The following is a 17,475-nucleotide window of genomic DNA, read 5'->3' as shown; positions in this document are numbered from 1 at the left end:
GTCACCCCTCGGCGAGGATCGCGTACAGCCTACGCCGGGCGTCTTCGAGGATCTCGACGCCCTCCTTCACCTGCTCGGGTGTGCCGGTGCGACCCAGCTGCGCGGCCGCGCTGGCGAGCTCCATCCCCGCCTTCGGCAGGCCGCCGAGATGGCTCGACCCGCTGCCACCACGCTGACCCGCACCCTCCCAGGGGGCGGGCTTGGCGGCGAGGGTCTCGGACTCGGCGATGCCGGCCTCGGTGAGCGAGTAGGTCTTGCGCCCGCCCTGCTCGTCGGCGCTGATGAGCCCCTCGTCTGCGAGCAGCTGCAGGGTCGGGTAGACCGAGCCCGCGCTGGGCTTCCACGCCCCGCCCGAGCGCTCGCCGATCTCGCTGATGATCTGGTAGCCGTGCATCGGCCGCTCGGCGAGCAGCGAGATGACCGCCGCGCGCACGTCACCGCGTGCCATGCGCGAGCCGCCGGTGCGCTGCTCGAATCCGCTGCGCAGCTGCTCGACGGCCTCCCACACGCCGGCGAGCGGATTGCCCGCACCGTTGCTCGAGCCGAAGTTGAACCCACTGGAGGGGAACGATCCGTTCATGATGACCTCCTGTTGTTGAACGATAGTTAACGATATGTCGTTCGCTGTCGTTCGGCAAGGGGGCGTCACACGGTCAGGCGCCGTCGGCCCCGACCCGCTCGGCCGCGAGCTCGGTGAGCTCTGCCGCAGCCTCGCGCAGCGCACGCACGACCTCGACGACGGTCGCGTCGGTGATCCGCGCCGCAGGACCCGAGACCGACACGGCGGCGGGCTGACCGAGTCCCTGCACCGATACCGCGATGCACCGCACGCCGACCTCCTGCTCGCTGTCGTCGGCGGCGAACCCGCGCCCGCGAGCGCGGCGCAGGTCGGTGATGAACGCCTCTTCGTCGGTGATCGTCTGCGGCGTGAAGCGCGGCAGCCCGGTGCGGGTGATCAGCGCGCGCACTTGCCGCTCGGGCATGGTCGACAGCATCGCCTTGCCGACGCCGGTGGAGTGCGGCAGCACGCGCCGGCCGATCTCGGTGAACATGCGCATGCGCTGTCGCGACGCGACCTGCCCGGCGTAGAGCACGAGATCGCCGTCGAGCACGGCGAAGTTGGCCGTCTCGTGGAACCTGTCCTCGAGCCGGCGCAGCAGCGGCTGGGCGGCGTCGGCGAGCGGCGGCACCGCGTGTCTGCCGAGGGAGATCAGGCTCGCGCCGAGCGCGTAGCGGCGATCCTCCAGCTGTCGCACGTAGCCGAGATGGTGCAGCGTGCCGAGCAGACGGTGCGCGGTCGGCACGGCCAGGCCGGTCCGGCCGGCGATGGATGCCAGTGAGGCCTCCCCTCCGGATGCCGACAGCGCCTCCAGCAGCGAGAAGGCGCGCGCCACGGATTGCACCGTTCCGGCCGGGGCGGTGCCGCTCGACGGGGTGCGGGGTCCTGGGGTTGCAGCTGTTCCCTCCATGAGTTCCATCATATGAAATCGCCGCTCCGAAAGATGCACCGGTGCCTAATCTGGAACTGCACTTTTGGAGGGGAATGACATGACGACCACGCGCCGGATCGTCGCCATCACCTATGCCACCGCGGCACAGGCGGTCGACCTCGCAATGCAGATCGGCGCCGAACGCGGCGTCCGCCCGGTGGTGTCGGTGGCCGACCCGTCGATGACCGTGATCGCCTTCGGCATGGCCGACGGCGCGACGCCGCACAGTGTCGAGACGAGTCGCCGCAAGGCCGCGACCTCGGCATCCACCCGCCGCCGCACCGCCCTCATCCCCGAGGCCGTCGCCGTCGCCCTGCCACTCGGCACGGGCGGCCTGCTGACGACGATCGACGGCGGTCTGCCCATCTACTTCGGCGACGAGCACGCCGGTGGCCTCGGGGTCGCCGGCGGCACCCCCGCGCAGGACGCGGAGATCGCCCTGGAGACCCTGCGCCGCATCGGCGCTCGAACAGAAGGAATGGAACTATGACCTCGCACCTCAGTCGCGCCGATCTCTCGGTCGCTGCTCCCATCGTCGAGTTCGCCGAGGCGGCACTCGCCGAGAGCGGGCGCGACATCGACGAGTTCTGGGCCGGCGCCAGTGCGATCATCCACGAACTCGGCCCCCGCAATGCAGAGCTGCTTGCGAAGCGCGACGAGCTGCAGAAGAAGATCGACGACTTCCACCGCGAGAACCCCGGCCTGCCCGATAAGGACGCCTATCGCGCGCTGCTCACCGACATCGGCTACCTGGTTCCGGAGCCCGCCGAGGTCACCGTCACCACCGAGAACGTCGACCCCGAGATCGCGTCGATGGCCGGCCCGCAGCTGGTCGTGCCGCTGCTGAACGCCCGCTTCGCGATCAACGCCGCGAACGCCCGCTGGGGCTCGCTGTACGACGCGCTGTACGGCACCGACGCCATCGACCAGACCGGCGACCTCGCGCCCGGCACCGAGTTCAACTTCACCCGCGCCGCCGCTGTCGTCGAGCGCGGCCGCGAGCTGCTCGACCAGATCGCCCCGCTCACCGAGGGCTCGCACCGCGACGCCACCGGGTACGCCGTCGACGCCGACGGCCTGATCGTGCGCACCGCAGACGGCGACCGGCGCATGGCCGACCCGGCCGGCTTCGTCGGATACACCGGCGAGGCGGACGCCCCGACCGCCGTGCTTCTCGTGCACCACGGCCTGCACGCCGAGATCGTCATCGACCGCGCGGGTCGGATCGGCTCGACGGATGCCGCCGGCGTGCAGGACGTCGTCCTCGAATCCGCCATCACGACGATCCTCGACCTGGAGGACTCGGTCGCCGCCGTCGACGGCGAGGACAAGGCGCTCGGCTACCGCAACTGGCGTGCATTCATGGACGGCTCGATCAGCGAATCGGTGACAAAGAACGGCCGCACCTTCACCCGCGTGCCGAACGCCGACCGCACCTACACGACCGCTGACGGCGGCGAGATCACCCTGCCCGGTCGTGCCGTGCTGTTCATCCGCAACGTCGGGCACCTGATGCGCACCCCCGCCGTGCTCGATCGCAACGGCGAGGAGGTGTTCGAGGGCATCCTCGACGCCATCATGACCTCGCTCGGATCGCTGCCCGAGCTCGAGGGCCCGAACAAGGGCACCAACTCGCGCACAGGGTCGATGTACGTCGTGAAGCCGAAGATGCACGGGCCCGAAGAGGTCGCGTTCGCCGCCGAGCTGTTCGGCCGCGCCGAGCAGCTGCTGGGCCTTCCGGCGCGCACGATGAAGATCGGCATCATGGACGAGGAGCGCCGCACCTCGGCGAACCTCAAGGCGGCCATCGCCGCGGCATCCGATCGCGTCGCCTTCATCAACACCGGATTCCTCGACCGCACCGGTGACGAGATCCACACCTCCCTGCACGCCGGCCCCTTCCTGCCGAAGGCGCTGATCAAGCAGCAGCCGTTCATGAAGGCGTACGAGGACCGCAACGTCTCGATCGGCCTGGAGTGCGGTCTCGACGGGCACGCGCAGATCGGCAAGGGCATGTGGGCCGAGCCCGACCTCATGCACGACATGCTCGAGAAGAAGATCGCGCACCCGCAATCGGGGGCGTCGACCGCGTGGGTGCCCTCGCCCACCGCCGGCACCCTGCACGCGCTGCACTACCACCAGGTCGACCCGATCGCCGTGCGCGCGACGCTCACCCCCACCGGCGACGACGCGCTCGACGCGCTGCTGGTGCCGCCGCTCGCCGGCGAGGGCGACCTCACGCCCGAGGTCGTCGCGCAGGAGATCGACAACAACGTGCAGTCGATCCTCGGCTACGTGGTGCGCTGGATCGATCAGGGCATCGGCGTCTCGAAGGTGCCCGACATCCACGACGTGGGGCTGATGGAAGACCGCGCCACGCTGCGCATCTCGAGCCAGCTGCTGGCCAACTGGCTCACCCACGGCGTGATCACCGAAGCGCAGATCGACGACAGCCTGCGCCGCCTGGCCGTCGTCGTCGACGAGCAGAACGCCGGCGACCCGAACTACGAGAAGCTCGCCTTCGGCGAGGGTGAGAAGCCGGGCATCGCGTACACCGCGGCCCGTCGCCTGATCGTCGAGGGCGCCGCGCAGCCCAGCGGATACACCGAGCCGCTGCTGCACGGTCTGCGTCGCGAGAAGAAGGCCGAGCAGGCGCCGGCCTGAGGTCGCCTCGCTTCAGGGGATGGCAGACGCGGACGCCGCCGTCAACCCGTGCCCCGCGCCACGGCATCCGCCCGTACTCTCTTCTCATGAGCGAGCTCACCACCCCGACGGGGCGCGAACCGGCGCTGCGCGCCATCCCCCGTGACGACGGATCGGCGCGCCGTGTGCTGGTCTTCGGCGCCACCGGATACATCGGCGGGCGCCTCACCCCGCGACTGCTGAACGCCGGGTACCGCGTGCGAGTGCTGGCGCGCGATGCCACGCGCGCTGAGTCGTTCGGCTGGGGTCGCGACGTCGAGATCGTCGAGGGTGAGGCGCAGGATCGCGATGCCGTGGCCGAGGCCATGCGCGACGTCGACGTCGTCTACTACCTGGTGCACTCGATGACCGGCGGCAAGGACTTCGAAGAGAAGGACACCGCGGCGGCGGAAGCGGTGGCGGATGCCGCGGCCGCGGCCGGCGCGAGCCGGATCGTGTACCTCGGCGGGCTGCATCCGGACGATGCCGAACTGTCGCCGCACCTGCGCTCGCGGGTGCGGGTCGGCGAGATCTTCCTCGAGTCGGGTGTGCCGACGCTGGTGCTGCAGGCGGGCGTGGTGATCGGGTCGGGGTCGGCGTCGTTCGAGATGATCCGGCACCTGACCGATGTGCTGCCGTACATGCCCGCGCCGAAGTGGGTGCGCAACCACATCCAGCCGATCTCGATCCGCGATGTCCTGCACTACCTGCTGGGTGCGGCGCGCGTCGACGCGTCGGTGAACACGGCGGCCGACGTCGGCGGCCCCGACGTGCTGCGCTACGGACAGATGATGAACGGCTACGCCCTCGAGGCGGGGCTGCGACAGCGGGCGATCGCGTCGCTGCCGGTGCTGACTCCGCGGCTGGCATCGCACTGGGTCAACCTCGTCACACCGGTGCCGCGATCGATCGCGCGACCGCTGGTCGAATCGCTGCAGAACGAGTGCGTGATGAAGAACCACGCCATCGACGAGCTGATCCCCCGGCCCGAGGGCGGCCTCACCCCGTATCGACGGGCGGTGGCGATGGCGCTGGGCCGGGTGGATGCCGACGGCGTCGAGACCAGCTGGCAGGATGCCGAGGTCTCGGGCGCGCCGAGCGACCCCCTGCCCAGCGACCCGGATTGGGCAGGCCGCACGGTGTTCACCGATGAGAGATCCGTGCACACCACCGCGCCGGTAGCCGAAGTGTGGCGCGTGATCACGGGGATCGGCGGCGAGAACGGCTGGTACTCGTCGCGGTTCCTCTGGGCCGTGCGCGGGGTCATGGATCGCGTGATCGGCGGGGTGGGCCTGCGGCGGGGTCGGCGCAGCCGCTCGACTCTGCGTCCGGGTGACGCGGTCGACTTCTGGCGCGTCGAGGCGGTGGAGGAGCCGCTCGTGCTCGAGTCCGGCGACGGCTCGCGGGGCGGTCTGCTGCGGTTGCGAGCCGAGATGATCGTGCCGGGTTCGGCCTGGCTCGAGCTGCGGGCTGTTCCGGATGCCGACGGCACCCGCTACGAGCAGCGCGCGGTCTTCTTCCCGCGCGGCTTGCTCGGCCGGCTGTACTGGCTGGCGGTGCTGCCGTTCCACGGCTTCATCTTCACGGGCATGGCCGCCCGCATCACGGCGGAGGCCGAGGGCGGGGTGGCGGCCGCACGCTGACGCGCGGGGGGGGGTGACGCGCGTCAGCGGTGACGCGCGTCGGCGGCCGGAGACACGCCTCACGCGAGCGTAGGCGAACGCGCGGGCGCAGGAGATTTCGGGCGAGATTCATCCTCCCTCGCGTTGTTCGCCTGCGCCGGCGCGGGCTCGCCGACGGGTCGGCGCCCTTGTATTCCGCGCCCCTGGCGCCACCGAACGATTAACGATAGATTCCCATCGTTGATCAACGAGAGGCGTCCGCTATGAACACCGGCACCATCCTTCTGCTGAAAGTCGTGATCGCGCTCGCGCTCACCGGCTCACTGGTCGTCCAGGTGATGATCGTGCCAGCCGTCTGGCGCGACCTCGAGGGAGAGGAACTGTGGGGACGCATCACCCTCGTCAGCATCGCGACGCTCGGCATCCTGACCATGCAGGTGTTCGCAGTGTGCGTCTGGATGCTGCTGACCCGCGTGCGCCGCGGCTCGATCTTCCAGGTCTCGTCGTTCCGCTACGTCGATGTGATCGTCGGCACGATCTCGGCCGCTGCGGTGCTGGCGTTCGCGCTGGCCGCGCTGCTGGCGCCGGGGGAGGTAGCGCCGGGGATGGTCGGGCTGATCGCCGGCGCCGGGTTGGTGCTCGCCGGGTTCGCGCTGCTCGTGATCGTGATGAAGGCACTGCTGCGCCAGGCGATCGAGCGCGAAGATGAGGCGCGCACGCTGCGCGACGAGCTGGGCGAGGTGATCTGAATGGCGGTGATCGTCGACATCGGCGTGATGCTCGCCCGCCGCAAGATGGGCGTCGGCGAGCTCGCCGAGCGCATCGGCATCACCCCGACCAACCTCGCGGTGCTGAAGAACGGGCGGGCGAAGGCGGTGCGCTTCACCACACTGGATGCCCTGTGCCAGGCCCTCGACTGTCAACCCGGAGACCTGCTGCGCTGGGAGCCGGATGAGGGGTCGGATTCCTGACGGAGCCGCGGCCGCTCCTGCGCCCGCCCGGAACGGCTTGCGGGCGGAGGGGGTTTGTCAACGGGCATCCGTCGCCGTTCGCCGGATGCCACGCTGGGCCTTCATCGACCGACAGGAGCCACGATGTCCGATCCCACGCCGTTCCCGACCGACCCGATGAAGGCCGAGGGCACCGACCCCGACCTGAGCAAGGATGACGACTCGCGGGAGTCGTCCGACGCCGCCGCGGAAGATCGCCCCGACGACCGGGCGCCGACGCACGACGAGCAGATGCAGGATCGCGCGGCGGCGCAGCAGCAGGACTTCGGCGAGAAGTACACGAACATCGACTGATGGCCGCGTCGCCGGCGCACAGATGGTGCGCCGGCGTCCTCACGACGTGCCGCGGCCCGACTTCTGCTGCAGCCGTTCGATCTGCTCGGATGCCTGGGCCTTATTGAGGTCACCCGGCAGCTCCTCGCCGGCCTCGCGAGCGAGGGTGTCGAGGTAGCTCCGCTGGGGCGCGGTCATCGGCTCATCGCCCGTGACCCAGTCGGACGGATCCTTCGCGGCGGGGTTCTGCGGGTCTTCGGCGCCGAGGGTCTCTTCGGAATCGTGTGTGTCGGACATGCGGGAAGCGTACGCCGGGCCGGCCAGACCGCGCGCGGGATTGACAATCGCGGCGGTGATGGCCAATGTCGGCGCCTGTCGTCACAATGTCTGCAATGAGTGATGATCTGGATGACCGGCTGCGCCGGATCGGGCAGCATCCGTTCCGGGCGCGATTCCACCTGCACGGACGCGACCGTGCGATCGTCGATCTGCGCGGCATCGAGACCGTCCGTCGTCACGCCCGCGAGATCGTCGATCAGCGGCTGGCGCCGGCCGAGCCGCGCAACGACGGCAAGCAGACGCCGTACCGCGGGCATCCGGTCTTCGTCGCACAGCACGCGACCGCCACCTGCTGCCGCACCTGCCTGTCGCGCTGGCACGGCGTCCACAAGGGGCACGCGCTCACCGACGGCGAGCGCGAGTACGTCGTCGAGGCGATCAGCCGGTGGATCGTGGCGGAGTACCTGCCGAATATGCCGCCGGCGTGATGCCCTCCGCTCAGCGTCTCGACCTGCGCTGCCGGCCAGCGCGCCTGCACACCTCCCGACTCCGAGATCGCCGATCCACGGCATCCGCTCTACTCTTGAACGTCTGCCTCACCCCTGCGAGGCGTCTTCAGGAGCACTCATGTCCACCGCATCCGTCGATGATCCCGCCCGCTACCGGCCGAACCCGTCAGTGCTGACCGCGCTGAAGAGCCCGCGGATGCTGACCCGCGAGGTGCTCGCGGGTCTCGTGGTCGGGCTGGCGCTGATCCCGGAGGCGATCGCGTTCTCGGTGATCGCCGGGGTCGATCCGAAGGTGGGACTGTTCTCGTCGTTCATCATGGCGGTCGCCATCGCGTTCCTGGGCGGGCGACCGGCGATGGTGACCGCGGCGACGGGTGCCGTGGCGCTGGTGATCGCTCCGGTGGCGCCGACGTACGGCATCGACTACTTCATCGCGACGGTGCTGCTCGCCGGGGCGTTCCAGGTGATCTTCGGGGTGCTGGGGGTGGCGAAGCTGATGCGGTTCATCCCGCGCAGCGTGATGGTCGGGTTCGTGAACTCGCTGGCGATCTTCGTGTTCAGCTCGCAGTTCCCGCAGCTGATCGACGTGCCGTGGCTGGTATATCCGCTGGTCGCGCTGGGAATCGCGGTGATGATCGTGATGCCGCGCATCACCAGGGTGATCCCCGCGCCGCTCGTCTCGGTCGTGATCGTGACCGGGGTCGTGCTCGCGTTCGCGATCGCCGTGCCGACGGTGGGCGATCAGGGTGAGCTGCCGCGGAGCCTGCCGTCGCTGTTCATCCCGAACGTGCCGCTGACCTGGGAGACGTTCACGATCATCGCGCCGTTCGCGATCGCCGTCGCGCTGGTCGGGCTGATGGAGTCCCTCCTCACCGCGAAGCTGGTCGACGAGATCACCGACACTCACTCGCGCAAGGGACGCGAGGCGTGGGCGCAGGGCGTCGCGAACATCCTGTCGGGCGCGTTCGGCGGCATGGGCGGATGCGCGGTGATCGGCCAGACGATGATCAACGTGAAGGAGTCGGGTGCACGCACCCGCATCTCGACGTTCTGCGCCGGCGTCTTCCTGTTCCTGCTCGTGGTCGTGTTCGGCGATTTCGTCGCGACGATCCCGATGGCAGCGCTGGTCGCGGTGATGATCATGGTCGCGATCGGCGCCTTCGACTGGCACAGCGTGCGCCCGTCGACTCTGAAGCGGATGCCCAAGAGCGAGACCTTCGTGATGGTCTCGACCGTCGTGCTCGTGCTGCTGACCCACAACCTCGCCGTCGGGGTGGTCGGCGGCGTGCTGGTCGCGTCGGTGCTGTTCGTGCGGCGAGTGGCGCACCTGGTCGACGTGACCCGCGTCGTCTCCGACGGCGTGGCGACCTATACCGTGACGGGCGAGCTGTTCTTCGCCTCGAGCAACGACCTGACCACACTGTTCTCGTACTCCGATGACCCCGATCGGGTGGTCATCGATCTCTCCGGATCGCACGTGTGGGACGCGTCGACCGTCGCCGCTCTGGATGCCATCGAGACGAAGTACGCGGCATACGGCAAGACGGTCGAGATCACGGGGATGAATGACGCGAGCGGCACGTTCCACGGGCGCCTGAGCGGCGGGTTCGCGTAGGCCGGATCACTCTCGCTCGAACACCACCGCCCGCACCGGCGCGCCGTCGCCCTGCAGCTTGAACGGGAAGAACCCGACCTGCACACGGGCGGGCAGGTCGGCGAGGCCGCAGATGTTCTCCACGATCAGGCCGTCGCCGCCCAGCACGATCCCGTGCACCGGGAACTCCGCCGACGAACCGCCGGTCTCATCGGGGCTGAGCGTGTCGACGGCGAGCACGCGCATGCCGCGCCGCCACAGCTCGGCCGCAGCATCCGGGTGCAGATGCGGGTGGTCGGTCGCGCGGTCCTGACCGAACCACTGCGCCCAGCCGGTGTCGATGATGACGATCGCGGGAACAGCATCCGGAATCTGCCCCGCGGCGGCGAGATCGTCCCAGCCGTACCGCTGCCGATCCGCCAGCCCCGGAACGCGCAGCACGAGCGCATCGCCGACGAGCTCGTCGAGAGTGACCTCGGCCATGGTGCGGCCACCGGCGACGGTGTGCGCCGGAGCGTCGATGTGGGTGCCGGTGTGCGACCCCATATCGACGCGTTCGACCTGCACACCGTCACGCTCCACGGTCAGCGCCGGGCTGATCGCGACATGCGGGTCGCCGGGGTAGACCATCATCCCGTCGCGGATGGGATGACTCAGGTCGCGCAGCTTCGGCATCCGCTCAGCTCCGCCCCGCCGGCACGGGCTCTTCGGCGAGGTTGCCGACGTGGCCGGCGCCGTCCTGCGATCGCGTGGGCCACGACACGAGCAGGTACAGCACGAACGTGATCACGAACGCCGGGGCGGTCGATCCGAACGGCAGCGGCAGCACGTACGCCCAGACGTAGGCGAGCACCGCGCCGACCACCCATGCGCCGACCGCGAGCCAGTTGATGCCGCCCTGGTACCAGTAGCGTCCGCCGCGTGCGTCGAGGATGTCGTGGTCGTAGGAGGCGCGCTTGATGATGTAGTAGTCGACGATCATGATCGCGAAGATCGGCGCGAACAGAGCGCCGATGGTCACCAAGAACGTCGTGAACTGATCGAGCAGACCGAAGAAGGTCGCGCCGACGATCGACAGGATGCCCAGCACGAGCGCGGTGGGAAGGAACCGCATCCGGGTTCCCGGCACCGCGTTCACGACGGTGGTGACCATGCCGTAGACGACCATCGTGTTGGTGGCCATCACCGACAGGAAGATGGCGACGCCGAAGATCCAGCCGAACGGTTCGATGATGGTCACGGGGTCGAAGGCCACCGCGTCGCCGCCGTTGAGCACGACGTAGGCCATCGCGGTCGCGCCGAGGGTCATCGAGATGATCGTCGAGAGCGTGTACCCGACGCCCGCACCGACCACGCTGGCCCGGTTGGTGCGACCCAGCCGGTTGATGTCGGCCGAGAGCACGGTCCACGAGATGGCGGTGGCGAGCACGACGTCGAAGACGAGACCGGAGGTGTAGAACGGAGCATCCGGGGTGGCGATCGAGGTGAACTCCGCGGGGCTGAACGTCGTGAAGGCGGTCACGAAGATGTACGCCGCGATCGCGAGGATGACGACCGCGAACCAGGGCTCGACCCTGGCGACGCCGGCGTGGCCGAAGATCGCGAGGATCACCACGATCGTCTGGCAGAGCACGGCGAAGACCACCGGGTTCGAGAAGCCGGTGAACGTCATCACGACGTAGTCGAGCGCGATGCCGGCGAGCATCGCCTGCACCCAGCTCCACCCCATCAGGATGACGACGTTAGCGGCCACCGGCAGCAGGCTGCCACGGATGCCGAACGGGCCGCGGGTGAGGGCCATGGTGGGCAGTCCGGTGCGGCGCCCGATCGTGCCGACCGCGACGAGCACGGCAGCGCCGGCGACCGTGCCGCCGACGATGAGCAGCAGCACGAGACCGTAGGGCACATCGGGGACGAAGAGTGTTCCGGTCAGCAGGGTGGTGACCACGAGGTTCGCGGCCAGCCAGATCATCAGCAGGCGCCCGGTGGAATAGGTGCCGCGAATGGGTCCGGCATCGTCGGATTGGGTCTGCAGCTTCTGCTCGAGGCGGGTATAGAGGGACATCGTAAAGCTCCTTTGCCTTGCGATCGCGTCGTCACGCGGGCGCGTGGATCTGATCAGGGGGTGCCGGTGAGCGGCGAGAGGTGTTCGTGCACGGCGATCAGCTGATCGCCGTGGAGGGTGAAGACGATGGTCTCGCGCTCGCGGTACGACTCGTCGCCGTTGGCGGTGCTGACGGTGGTGTCGACGGTGTGCGTGAAGATGCCGCCCCCATCGAACACCTGCACGCGGCTGTCAGTGGATGCGCACGAGAGCACGCGCCATCCGCTCTCGAGCCACTCGGCCCAGATGTGCTCGTACGCGGCTCGACTGTCGAGGCGGGCGGCCTCGGTGTGGAAGATGAACGTGGCATCCGGCGCGAACGCCGCGAAGTAGCGCTCGGTGTCGGTCGCCGCGAACGCGTCGACGATCGCGGCGGCGGCCGCCTCGACCGCTGCGGGCTGGGGGGTGGTCATGATGCGACCTCTTCCGTGGACGGCTGCTGCGGCGGCTGCTGCTGCTGCGGCGGCTGCTGCTGCGGGGTGCGCGGGGCCATCGCGCTGAGCAGCTCGTAGACGACGTGGCTGGCCGCCACGGCGGTGAGCTGGGCATGGTCGTAGGCGGGAGCGACCTCGACGACGTCGGCGCCGACGATGCGGAAGTCGGCGAGCGCGCGCAGCATGCGCAGCAGCTCGCGACTGGTCATGCCGCCCGCTTCGGGGGTGCCGGTGCCGGGGGCGTGCGCGGGGTCGAGCACGTCGATGTCGATCGAGATGTAGAGCGGCTTGTCGCCGATGCGGGCGCGCATGCGCTCGATCGCGGATGCCACACCGTGCGTCTCGAGATACTCGCTCGTGATGATGGCGAAGCCCAGCCGCTCGTCGTCTTCGAGGTCGCTCTTGTCGTACAGCGGACCCCGGATGCCGACGTGCATGCTCGCCGCGAGATCGATGAGGCCCTCTTCGGAGGCCCGGCGGAAAGGTGTGCCGTGGGTGGTCGGGGCGCCGAAGTAAGTGTCCCAGGTGTCGAGGTGCGCGTCGAAGTGCAGCACCGCGACCGGCCCGTGCACCGAGGCGACCTCGCGCAGCAGCGGCAGCGCGATGGTGTGGTCGCCGCCGATGATGACGAGGCGGTCGGCCTTGGCGCGCAGCGCCCGCGCGCCGGCCTCGATCTCGGCGACGGCGGCGGAGATGTCGAACGGGTTGGCGACGATGTCGCCGGCGTCGGCGACCTGCTGCGCGGCGAACGGCGAGACGTCCTGTGCGGGGTTGTACGGCCGCAGCAGACGCGAGGCCTCGCGCACGTGCGACGGGCCGAAGCGAGCACCGGGTCGGTAGCTGACGCCGCTGTCGAACGGGATGCCGGCGATGGCGACCTCCGCCCGCTCGACCTCGTCGAGGCGGGGCAGGCGCGCGAAGGTGGCGATGCCGGCGAAGCGCGGAACGACGCTGGCGTCGACCGGGCCGCGCGGCGCGGTGGCAGGCGAGGGGGTGGTGTCGGCGGGGAGCTCGTTCTCACCCGAAACAGGGTGTTGCATATTTGACAACCTTTGGTACGTTGGAGGCAACCTTTGAGTGACCATACGCGCGTCGCACGGCGTGCGTCAAGAGGACGCCGTCCTGTGTCGAGGAGTGCCCATGCGCGCCATCCACCCGCACGCCGATGCAGTGACCACGCCGATCGGCGCGAAACTGCGCGCGGCGCGCAGCAGTCAGGGCATGTCGCTCAGCCAGCTGGCCGCCACGAGTGGCCTGTCGAAGGGCTTCCTCAGCCGGGTCGAGCGCGACGAGACCTCCCCCAGCGTGTCGACCCTCGTGCAGCTGTGTCAGGTGCTCTCGCTGCCGGTCGGTGCGCTGTTTACGGAGCCCGAGATCCAGCACGTCACCTTCGCTGACGCGCCGCGGATCAATCTCGGCGGCATGCACGCCGACGAGCGCCTGCTCTCGCCGCGCAGCGAGGAGCGGGTGCAGCTGCTGCGCTCCGAGCTCGAACCGCACGCCCACGGCGGGGCGGAGCTGTACACGATCAACTGCGATGTCGAGGTGCTGCACGTCATCTCAGGCGAGGTGACCGTGCGCTTCGCCGACCGCTCGGTCGCGCTGCGCGCCGGCGATGCACTGACCTTCCCCGGCCGCGAGCCGCACACCTGGGAGGTCACCGGCGGCACGGCAGCCAGCGTCGCCTGGGTGATCGTGCCGGCGCCGTGGAGCGGGTCGGCCTGAGCGGGCACTGTTGGCCCTGAGCCCTACATGGGCCACTGCACCTGACGAAGCCGACTGAGGCGCACCGGGGCCGCCGAGCCAGCCAAAGCGGCTGACCCCGGCTTGGGCGGCCGAGGCTGACGACGCGACTGACCCCACCCCGGGCCACCGAGCCTGACGAAGCGACTGACCCATCCCGAGCCTGCCGACGCGCCACTGACCCCACCCTGGCCACCGAGCCTGACGAATCACCGCTGGCCCCACCTGAACCAGGCACTACAGCTGGCGGATGCGCCGTGACCGCACGACGATCACCGACGCGCACGATCAGGCCGCGATGTCGAAGCGTGCTCTCCCACCCCGGCGAGGCGTGCGAGCGGGGTCGACGTGCGGTGGTGGCACGAACCAGACAGTGTTGCCGTGTCCGGGTGGGTCGATGCGGATGTCCCACCCGTTGTCGTGGATGCGATGATGACAGGTCTCGCAGAGCAAGACTCCATTCGCCAGGTCGGTCGGTCCGGCGTCGCGTTGCCACCATCGAATGTGATGCGCCTTGGCCATGCCGGGCGGCAGCCCGCACATGGCGCATCCGCCGTCGCGTTCGGCGAGAGCGAGACGCTGGGCCGGGGTGAACAGTCGTCGCCTACGCCCCCAGTCGAGCACTTCACTGTCTCCGCCGAGAACGCACGGGATGATCCCGCCGTCGGCGGCCATCCGGCGAGCGGCGCTGATGCTGATCGGCTGATCGATCCCGTCGATCGTCGCCGAACCGGTGCCCGCCTGAAGATCCTGCAAAGTCATCCGCACCACCACCGTCGCCCCTGCGAGCGCGGGCGTCTGCGCGGTGCAGCCGAGCATGTGTGATCCGAACAGGCTCAGAGCGTCGGCCTGCAGCATCGGGACGGTACGGCGATCGGCATCCGGCGCCTCGGGATCCGGTGCGTCCTGTCGGGCCGCGAATGCAGCGGTGACGTATCCGCGGATCGCGGTGATCACCGGGGCGGCACTCTCGGGGTCGAGCAGCGCGTTCAGGTGAACCATCCCGTCACGCTCGAACATCGTCAGTGACCGCTTCGCGCGCTGCTCTTCCGCGCGCGGCTCCACTCCGTCCGGGTCCAGCCACGCCTCGGCACGGACGATCAGCTTGCGCACGTCGTCCAGAGACAGCCCGACCGCGGCCTCGGTGAGGATCCGCTCGCCCTCGCTCGTCCGCTCAGGCCCTGCAGCGATACGGCACCGATCGAGCAGGCTGATGATGAGCCCGGCCACCTGCGAACTGACTGCACCGTCAGACAGGGCTTCCCGCACCAGCGGATAGCGCGCGGGAAGCCGATCACCGAGCAGATCCGCCCGCGGAGCCGTCGCCTCCCCAACCTTGATGAGTCGAATCGCATCCCCCGTCGAGACGCCGGTGGTCGCGGCGATGAGTTTCGCCGGCGTGCGGTACCCCTGCTGCTTGGCCAGGCTGCCTGCTCCGAGCTCAGGACGCGACTCGCGAGAGATCCCCGCGGCGACGTCGGCGTGCACGGCATCCAATCGACGCTTCACCATCCCGATAGCGCTGTCGATGGCGATCAACTGCTCACGGGTCAGATCCGTGGCATCTTCCGCATCGCCCCACGATCGATCGAGCGACGACATCGCTTCGATCAACGGCGTGAGCTTCGACATGCATCAATAGTACTTCTGTTCGATCAAGAAATCAAGCAATTACCGAAACTTTGTTCGGGTATCTGCGAGCCGCTCTCGTCTGGCGCGGTGCTCAAGAGTCCCCGCACCCAACGCTCAGCCACGCTGCAAGGCGAGACGCGCCACCGCCCGAATGTGCGGTGCGACCAGGCCGAAGGCACCGGGAGCCGACAGCGCGAGCAGTCCGTCGGTGAGCTCGCGGAGCACGCGATCCGATTCGCCCCGATCGAGCCCCGCGCGGGAACGGCCGGAGTCGTACCAGTCGCCGTACTCGTCGTAGCTTCTTGTGTCACGCGCCGCCTGCGCCTGCTCGAGGTATCCGGCGAGCTCGTCGTACGATGCTGCGGATCCATCGGCGAGTGCGAGCAGAGCCGCGGCGCGAGAGAAACGGCTGGTGTCGAACGAGTACGAGTACGAGTACCTTCTCGCCCCATCTGCGATCGCGCTGACGATGCGCGGGAATGCCCGGACAGGATCGGACATCAGCTGCTTCCCGAGTGCGGTGACCACGACCCGTCCTCTCAGCCGCCGCATGAGCCCGGCACGCCGGGCGAACGAGCTGAGCAGAGCCGCCGCGGTCTCAGCATCCCACTCGACGCCGGCGACCACCCTGTCGACGACGTCGGTCGGCAGCCACCCGGTGGTGGCGTCCTGGTCGGCGCCGTCCGGTCCGACCGCATCGATCAGGGCGCGCAGCGCGTGAGTCGCCTGTCGCACCGCGTCGATGTCCAGCTGATTCGCGTCGAGCAGGTCGGTGGCGTTCAGATGAGCCCGAAGGGCGAGCCGCCGCACCGGCGTCAGCGGTGCGAGCAGATCAGCGATCAGCGAGCCCGCGGAGGTGTCGTCGGGAATGGCGCGCAGGGACTCCGAGCGGACGAACGGCACGACGATGCCGAAGCGACGGACGAGCTCGCGGTTGGCTTGATCCAGATCCAGCGGCTGCGCGCTCGTCTGCCAGTCCCTCGAGGGCCGCAGCGAACTGTCGACGCCGGCACCCACGATCGACACGCTCGCGTCTCCCGCCTGCCGACCGGACGCGCGCTCAACGGTGATGTCGAGTTCGAACGGAAACGACGGCACTCGCACCGCTGCATCGGCGAGTGCGGCTGGATCATCGCCGAAGAAGTCATCACCCGCGTAACGCACGGCACGGGCCGCGAACGGCGCGGACCACTCGTCTCGAACCACCCAGCTCTCGCCACAGTAGACGTGCGGGTGGCGATACCTGAGTGCGGCGACCTCCTCGTCGCACGCTTCGATACCGACACTGAGCAAGTAGGCCTCCCACAGCCATGTCTCAGGCGAGTGCTTCGGAAGCTCGATCGTCCTGTCCCACTCGGGGTGACCCGGCACCGACACCTCGACGCGCACGGACGACGGAACGACCAGGTGCTCGCGATAGTTCATGCAGGCGACGATAGGCATCCGCCCCGACGCTCACCGCTCCGCATCCCGGCACCTGTGGAGTACCTCTCAGCATCGGCCATTGTGCAGAATGACCGGCCTCGATGCGAGAGCCGTCAGCGCGCCTGATACTCGGCGCGCAGCGCCTCGCGGTTCGGGCGGGCCCCCTGCTCCAGACGAGCGAACAGCCATACCGGGTCGATCTGCAGGAAGTAGCGGAACAGGATCGTCACCGACTTCTGCGTCACCCGGCGGTCGGCGATCAGCAGCTGCACCCCGTGATCGACCGACCACACCGCGGCGGTCACACCATCGACTTTCACGACCCACGACCAACCGGCCACGCGCACATCCGGCGACACCTGCTCGATGACAGCGCTGAGCCGCGCACCCCGCCGCACGCGCACCACCGCGGCATGCGAGACGACATCGTCGCCGGCGGCGACGCTCTCACGATCGACATGCACCTCGACAGATGAACCGAGCACGGCCTCGAGCCTAATTCGCGGCGCGCACGGTTCACCCGGCGCGCCTCTCCGTCACGGTCGCCTGGCCCACGGCATCCGCCGGGTCGAGCGTCAGCCCGATGTCTGTCTCTTATACACATCTCCGAGCCCCACGAGACGCGTAAAAAAAAAAAACCCATCCTCCCCTCCACACCCCACCTTCCAGACCTACACC

Annotated in this window: 19 protein-coding genes; 9 read left to right on the top strand and 10 right to left on the bottom strand. The window is 69.2% G+C overall.

The window, feature by feature from the left end; genetic code table 11:
• Window position 1: 1 nt before the first annotated feature.
• Together BFN01_RS07515 and BFN01_RS07510 are read right to left on the bottom strand one after the other, a co-directional pair.
• Window positions 2-580 carry a PadR family transcriptional regulator gene (locus BFN01_RS07515; RefSeq protein ID WP_071643218.1) on the bottom strand — a complete coding sequence of 193 codons (579 nt, stop codon included), beginning with the start codon at window positions 578-580 and terminating at the stop codon, window positions 2-4.
• Window positions 581-653: 73 nt separating this feature from the next.
• Window positions 654-1,469 carry an IclR family transcriptional regulator gene (locus BFN01_RS07510; RefSeq protein ID WP_071643338.1) on the bottom strand — a complete coding sequence of 272 codons (816 nt, stop codon included), beginning with the start codon at window positions 1,467-1,469 and terminating at the stop codon, window positions 654-656.
• A 79-nt stretch (window positions 1,470-1,548) separates the two neighbouring features.
• Here BFN01_RS07510 and BFN01_RS07505 point away from each other — a divergent pair, with 79 nt between their 5' ends.
• The 6 genes from BFN01_RS07505 to BFN01_RS07480 all read left to right on the top strand — a co-directional run bounded on the left by BFN01_RS07505 (window position 1,549) and on the right by BFN01_RS07480 (window position 7,098).
• Entirely contained in the window at window positions 1,549-1,980 is a 432-nt protein-coding gene (locus BFN01_RS07505; RefSeq protein WP_071643216.1) for a heme-binding protein, read from the top strand.
• The gene (locus BFN01_RS07500) at window positions 1,977-4,154 is read left to right on the top strand and encodes a malate synthase G (RefSeq protein WP_071643214.1); all 2,178 of its coding nucleotides are present in this window, start codon (window positions 1,977-1,979) and stop codon (window positions 4,152-4,154) included. The genes BFN01_RS07505 and BFN01_RS07500 overlap by 4 nt, the downstream gene beginning before the upstream one ends.
• 86 nt (window positions 4,155-4,240) lie before the next feature.
• Window positions 4,241-5,815, top strand: a complete 1,575-nt coding sequence (locus tag BFN01_RS07495) for an SDR family oxidoreductase (protein WP_071643212.1) — start codon at window positions 4,241-4,243, stop codon at window positions 5,813-5,815.
• Window positions 5,816-6,057: 242 nt separating this feature from the next.
• Window positions 6,058-6,543 carry a DUF2975 domain-containing protein gene (locus tag BFN01_RS07490; protein ID WP_071643211.1) on the top strand — a complete coding sequence of 162 codons (486 nt, stop codon included), beginning with the start codon at window positions 6,058-6,060 and terminating at the stop codon, window positions 6,541-6,543.
• Window positions 6,544-6,765, top strand: a complete 222-nt coding sequence (locus BFN01_RS07485; RefSeq protein ID WP_071643209.1) for a helix-turn-helix transcriptional regulator — start codon at window positions 6,544-6,546, stop codon at window positions 6,763-6,765. It begins immediately after the preceding gene.
• A gap of 123 nt (window positions 6,766-6,888) precedes the next feature.
• Window positions 6,889-7,098 (top strand): hypothetical protein, encoded by a 210-nt coding sequence (locus BFN01_RS07480; protein ID WP_071643207.1) that lies wholly within the window; start codon window positions 6,889-6,891, stop codon window positions 7,096-7,098.
• A gap of 39 nt (window positions 7,099-7,137) precedes the next feature.
• Here BFN01_RS07480 and BFN01_RS07475 read toward each other — a convergent pair whose 3' ends face one another.
• A complete protein-coding gene (locus BFN01_RS07475) occupies window positions 7,138-7,374 on the bottom strand; it encodes a DUF3072 domain-containing protein (RefSeq protein ID WP_071643336.1) in 237 nt (78 codons plus the stop codon).
• 95 nt (window positions 7,375-7,469) lie between these two features.
• Between BFN01_RS07475 and BFN01_RS07470 the strand changes: the two genes are divergently transcribed.
• The gene (locus BFN01_RS07470; protein WP_071643205.1) at window positions 7,470-7,844 is read left to right on the top strand and encodes a DUF4186 domain-containing protein; all 375 of its coding nucleotides are present in this window, start codon (window positions 7,470-7,472) and stop codon (window positions 7,842-7,844) included.
• Between the two features lie 139 nt (window positions 7,845-7,983).
• Window positions 7,984-9,480 (top strand): SulP family inorganic anion transporter, encoded by a 1,497-nt coding sequence (locus BFN01_RS07465; protein WP_071643203.1) that lies wholly within the window; start codon window positions 7,984-7,986, stop codon window positions 9,478-9,480.
• 6 nt (window positions 9,481-9,486) lie between these two features.
• On the opposite strand, the gene BFN01_RS07460 is transcribed toward BFN01_RS07465, so the two are convergent.
• The 4 genes from BFN01_RS07460 to speB are packed head-to-tail and all read right to left on the bottom strand — an operon-like array spanning window position 9,487 to window position 13,037.
• The gene (locus tag BFN01_RS07460) at window positions 9,487-10,134 is read right to left on the bottom strand and encodes a cyclase family protein (protein WP_071643201.1); all 648 of its coding nucleotides are present in this window, start codon (window positions 10,132-10,134) and stop codon (window positions 9,487-9,489) included.
• 4 nt (window positions 10,135-10,138) lie between these two features.
• The gene (locus BFN01_RS07455) at window positions 10,139-11,524 is read right to left on the bottom strand and encodes a cytosine permease (RefSeq protein ID WP_071643199.1); all 1,386 of its coding nucleotides are present in this window, start codon (window positions 11,522-11,524) and stop codon (window positions 10,139-10,141) included.
• Between the two features lie 53 nt (window positions 11,525-11,577).
• Window positions 11,578-11,976, bottom strand: a complete 399-nt coding sequence (locus BFN01_RS07450) for a nuclear transport factor 2 family protein (protein ID WP_071643197.1) — start codon at window positions 11,974-11,976, stop codon at window positions 11,578-11,580.
• A complete protein-coding gene (speB, locus tag BFN01_RS07445; protein WP_083428701.1) occupies window positions 11,973-13,037 on the bottom strand; it encodes an agmatinase in 1,065 nt (354 codons plus the stop codon). Before speB ends, BFN01_RS07450 begins: the two co-directional genes overlap by 4 nt.
• Before the next feature lie 100 nt (window positions 13,038-13,137).
• Here speB and BFN01_RS07440 point away from each other — a divergent pair, with 100 nt between their 5' ends.
• Entirely contained in the window at window positions 13,138-13,722 is a 585-nt protein-coding gene (locus tag BFN01_RS07440) for a helix-turn-helix domain-containing protein (RefSeq protein ID WP_071643195.1), read from the top strand.
• A gap of 306 nt (window positions 13,723-14,028) precedes the next feature.
• Here the strand turns inward: BFN01_RS07440 and BFN01_RS07435 are convergent, their stop codons facing one another.
• From BFN01_RS07435 to BFN01_RS07425, 3 genes are all read right to left on the bottom strand, one after another.
• A complete protein-coding gene (locus BFN01_RS07435) occupies window positions 14,029-15,372 on the bottom strand; it encodes an HNH endonuclease signature motif containing protein (RefSeq protein ID WP_071643193.1) in 1,344 nt (447 codons plus the stop codon).
• 114 nt (window positions 15,373-15,486) lie between these two features.
• Entirely contained in the window at window positions 15,487-16,797 is a 1,311-nt protein-coding gene (locus tag BFN01_RS07430) for a hypothetical protein (protein ID WP_071643191.1), read from the bottom strand.
• A 113-nt stretch (window positions 16,798-16,910) separates the two neighbouring features.
• Window positions 16,911-17,282: a hypothetical protein gene (locus BFN01_RS07425; RefSeq protein WP_071643189.1), complete on the bottom strand. Its 372-nt coding sequence runs from the start codon at window positions 17,280-17,282 to the stop codon at window positions 16,911-16,913.
• Between the last annotated feature and the right edge of the window lie 193 nt (window positions 17,283-17,475).

The organism is Microbacterium sp. AR7-10 (assembly GCF_001878835.1).
GTDB classification, from domain to species: domain Bacteria; phylum Actinomycetota; class Actinomycetes; order Actinomycetales; family Microbacteriaceae; genus Microbacterium; species Microbacterium commune.
The sequence above is the reverse complement of the archived record's forward strand: the minus strand, read 5'-3'. Positions and strand labels throughout refer to the sequence as shown.

What these genes read in the sequence shown, in the direction of transcription:
- BFN01_RS07515 (WP_071643218.1), bottom strand. Translation starts at nt 580, where the DNA reads ATGAACGGATCGTTCCCCTCCAGTGGGTTCAACTTCGGCTCGAGCAAC.
- BFN01_RS07510 (WP_071643338.1), bottom strand. Translation starts at nt 1,469, where the DNA reads ATGGAGGGAACAGCTGCAACCCCAGGACCCCGCACCCCGTCGAGCGGC.
- BFN01_RS07505 (WP_071643216.1), top strand. Translation starts at nt 1,549, where the DNA reads ATGACGACCACGCGCCGGATCGTCGCCATCACCTATGCCACCGCGGCA.
- BFN01_RS07500 (WP_071643214.1), top strand. Translation starts at nt 1,977, where the DNA reads ATGACCTCGCACCTCAGTCGCGCCGATCTCTCGGTCGCTGCTCCCATC.
- BFN01_RS07495 (WP_071643212.1), top strand. Translation starts at nt 4,241, where the DNA reads ATGAGCGAGCTCACCACCCCGACGGGGCGCGAACCGGCGCTGCGCGCC.
- BFN01_RS07490 (WP_071643211.1), top strand. Translation starts at nt 6,058, where the DNA reads ATGAACACCGGCACCATCCTTCTGCTGAAAGTCGTGATCGCGCTCGCG.
- BFN01_RS07485 (WP_071643209.1), top strand. Translation starts at nt 6,544, where the DNA reads ATGGCGGTGATCGTCGACATCGGCGTGATGCTCGCCCGCCGCAAGATG.
- BFN01_RS07480 (WP_071643207.1), top strand. Translation starts at nt 6,889, where the DNA reads ATGTCCGATCCCACGCCGTTCCCGACCGACCCGATGAAGGCCGAGGGC.
- BFN01_RS07475 (WP_071643336.1), bottom strand. Translation starts at nt 7,374, where the DNA reads ATGTCCGACACACACGATTCCGAAGAGACCCTCGGCGCCGAAGACCCG.
- BFN01_RS07470 (WP_071643205.1), top strand. Translation starts at nt 7,470, where the DNA reads ATGAGTGATGATCTGGATGACCGGCTGCGCCGGATCGGGCAGCATCCG.
- BFN01_RS07465 (WP_071643203.1), top strand. Translation starts at nt 7,984, where the DNA reads ATGTCCACCGCATCCGTCGATGATCCCGCCCGCTACCGGCCGAACCCG.
- BFN01_RS07460 (WP_071643201.1), bottom strand. Translation starts at nt 10,134, where the DNA reads ATGCCGAAGCTGCGCGACCTGAGTCATCCCATCCGCGACGGGATGATG.
- BFN01_RS07455 (WP_071643199.1), bottom strand. Translation starts at nt 11,524, where the DNA reads ATGTCCCTCTATACCCGCCTCGAGCAGAAGCTGCAGACCCAATCCGAC.
- BFN01_RS07450 (WP_071643197.1), bottom strand. Translation starts at nt 11,976, where the DNA reads ATGACCACCCCCCAGCCCGCAGCGGTCGAGGCGGCCGCCGCCGCGATC.
- speB (WP_083428701.1), bottom strand. Translation starts at nt 13,037, where the DNA reads ATGCAACACCCTGTTTCGGGTGAGAACGAGCTCCCCGCCGACACCACC.
- BFN01_RS07440 (WP_071643195.1), top strand. Translation starts at nt 13,138, where the DNA reads ATGCGCGCCATCCACCCGCACGCCGATGCAGTGACCACGCCGATCGGC.
- BFN01_RS07435 (WP_071643193.1), bottom strand. Translation starts at nt 15,372, where the DNA reads ATGTCGAAGCTCACGCCGTTGATCGAAGCGATGTCGTCGCTCGATCGA.
- BFN01_RS07430 (WP_071643191.1), bottom strand. Translation starts at nt 16,797, where the DNA reads ATGAACTATCGCGAGCACCTGGTCGTTCCGTCGTCCGTGCGCGTCGAG.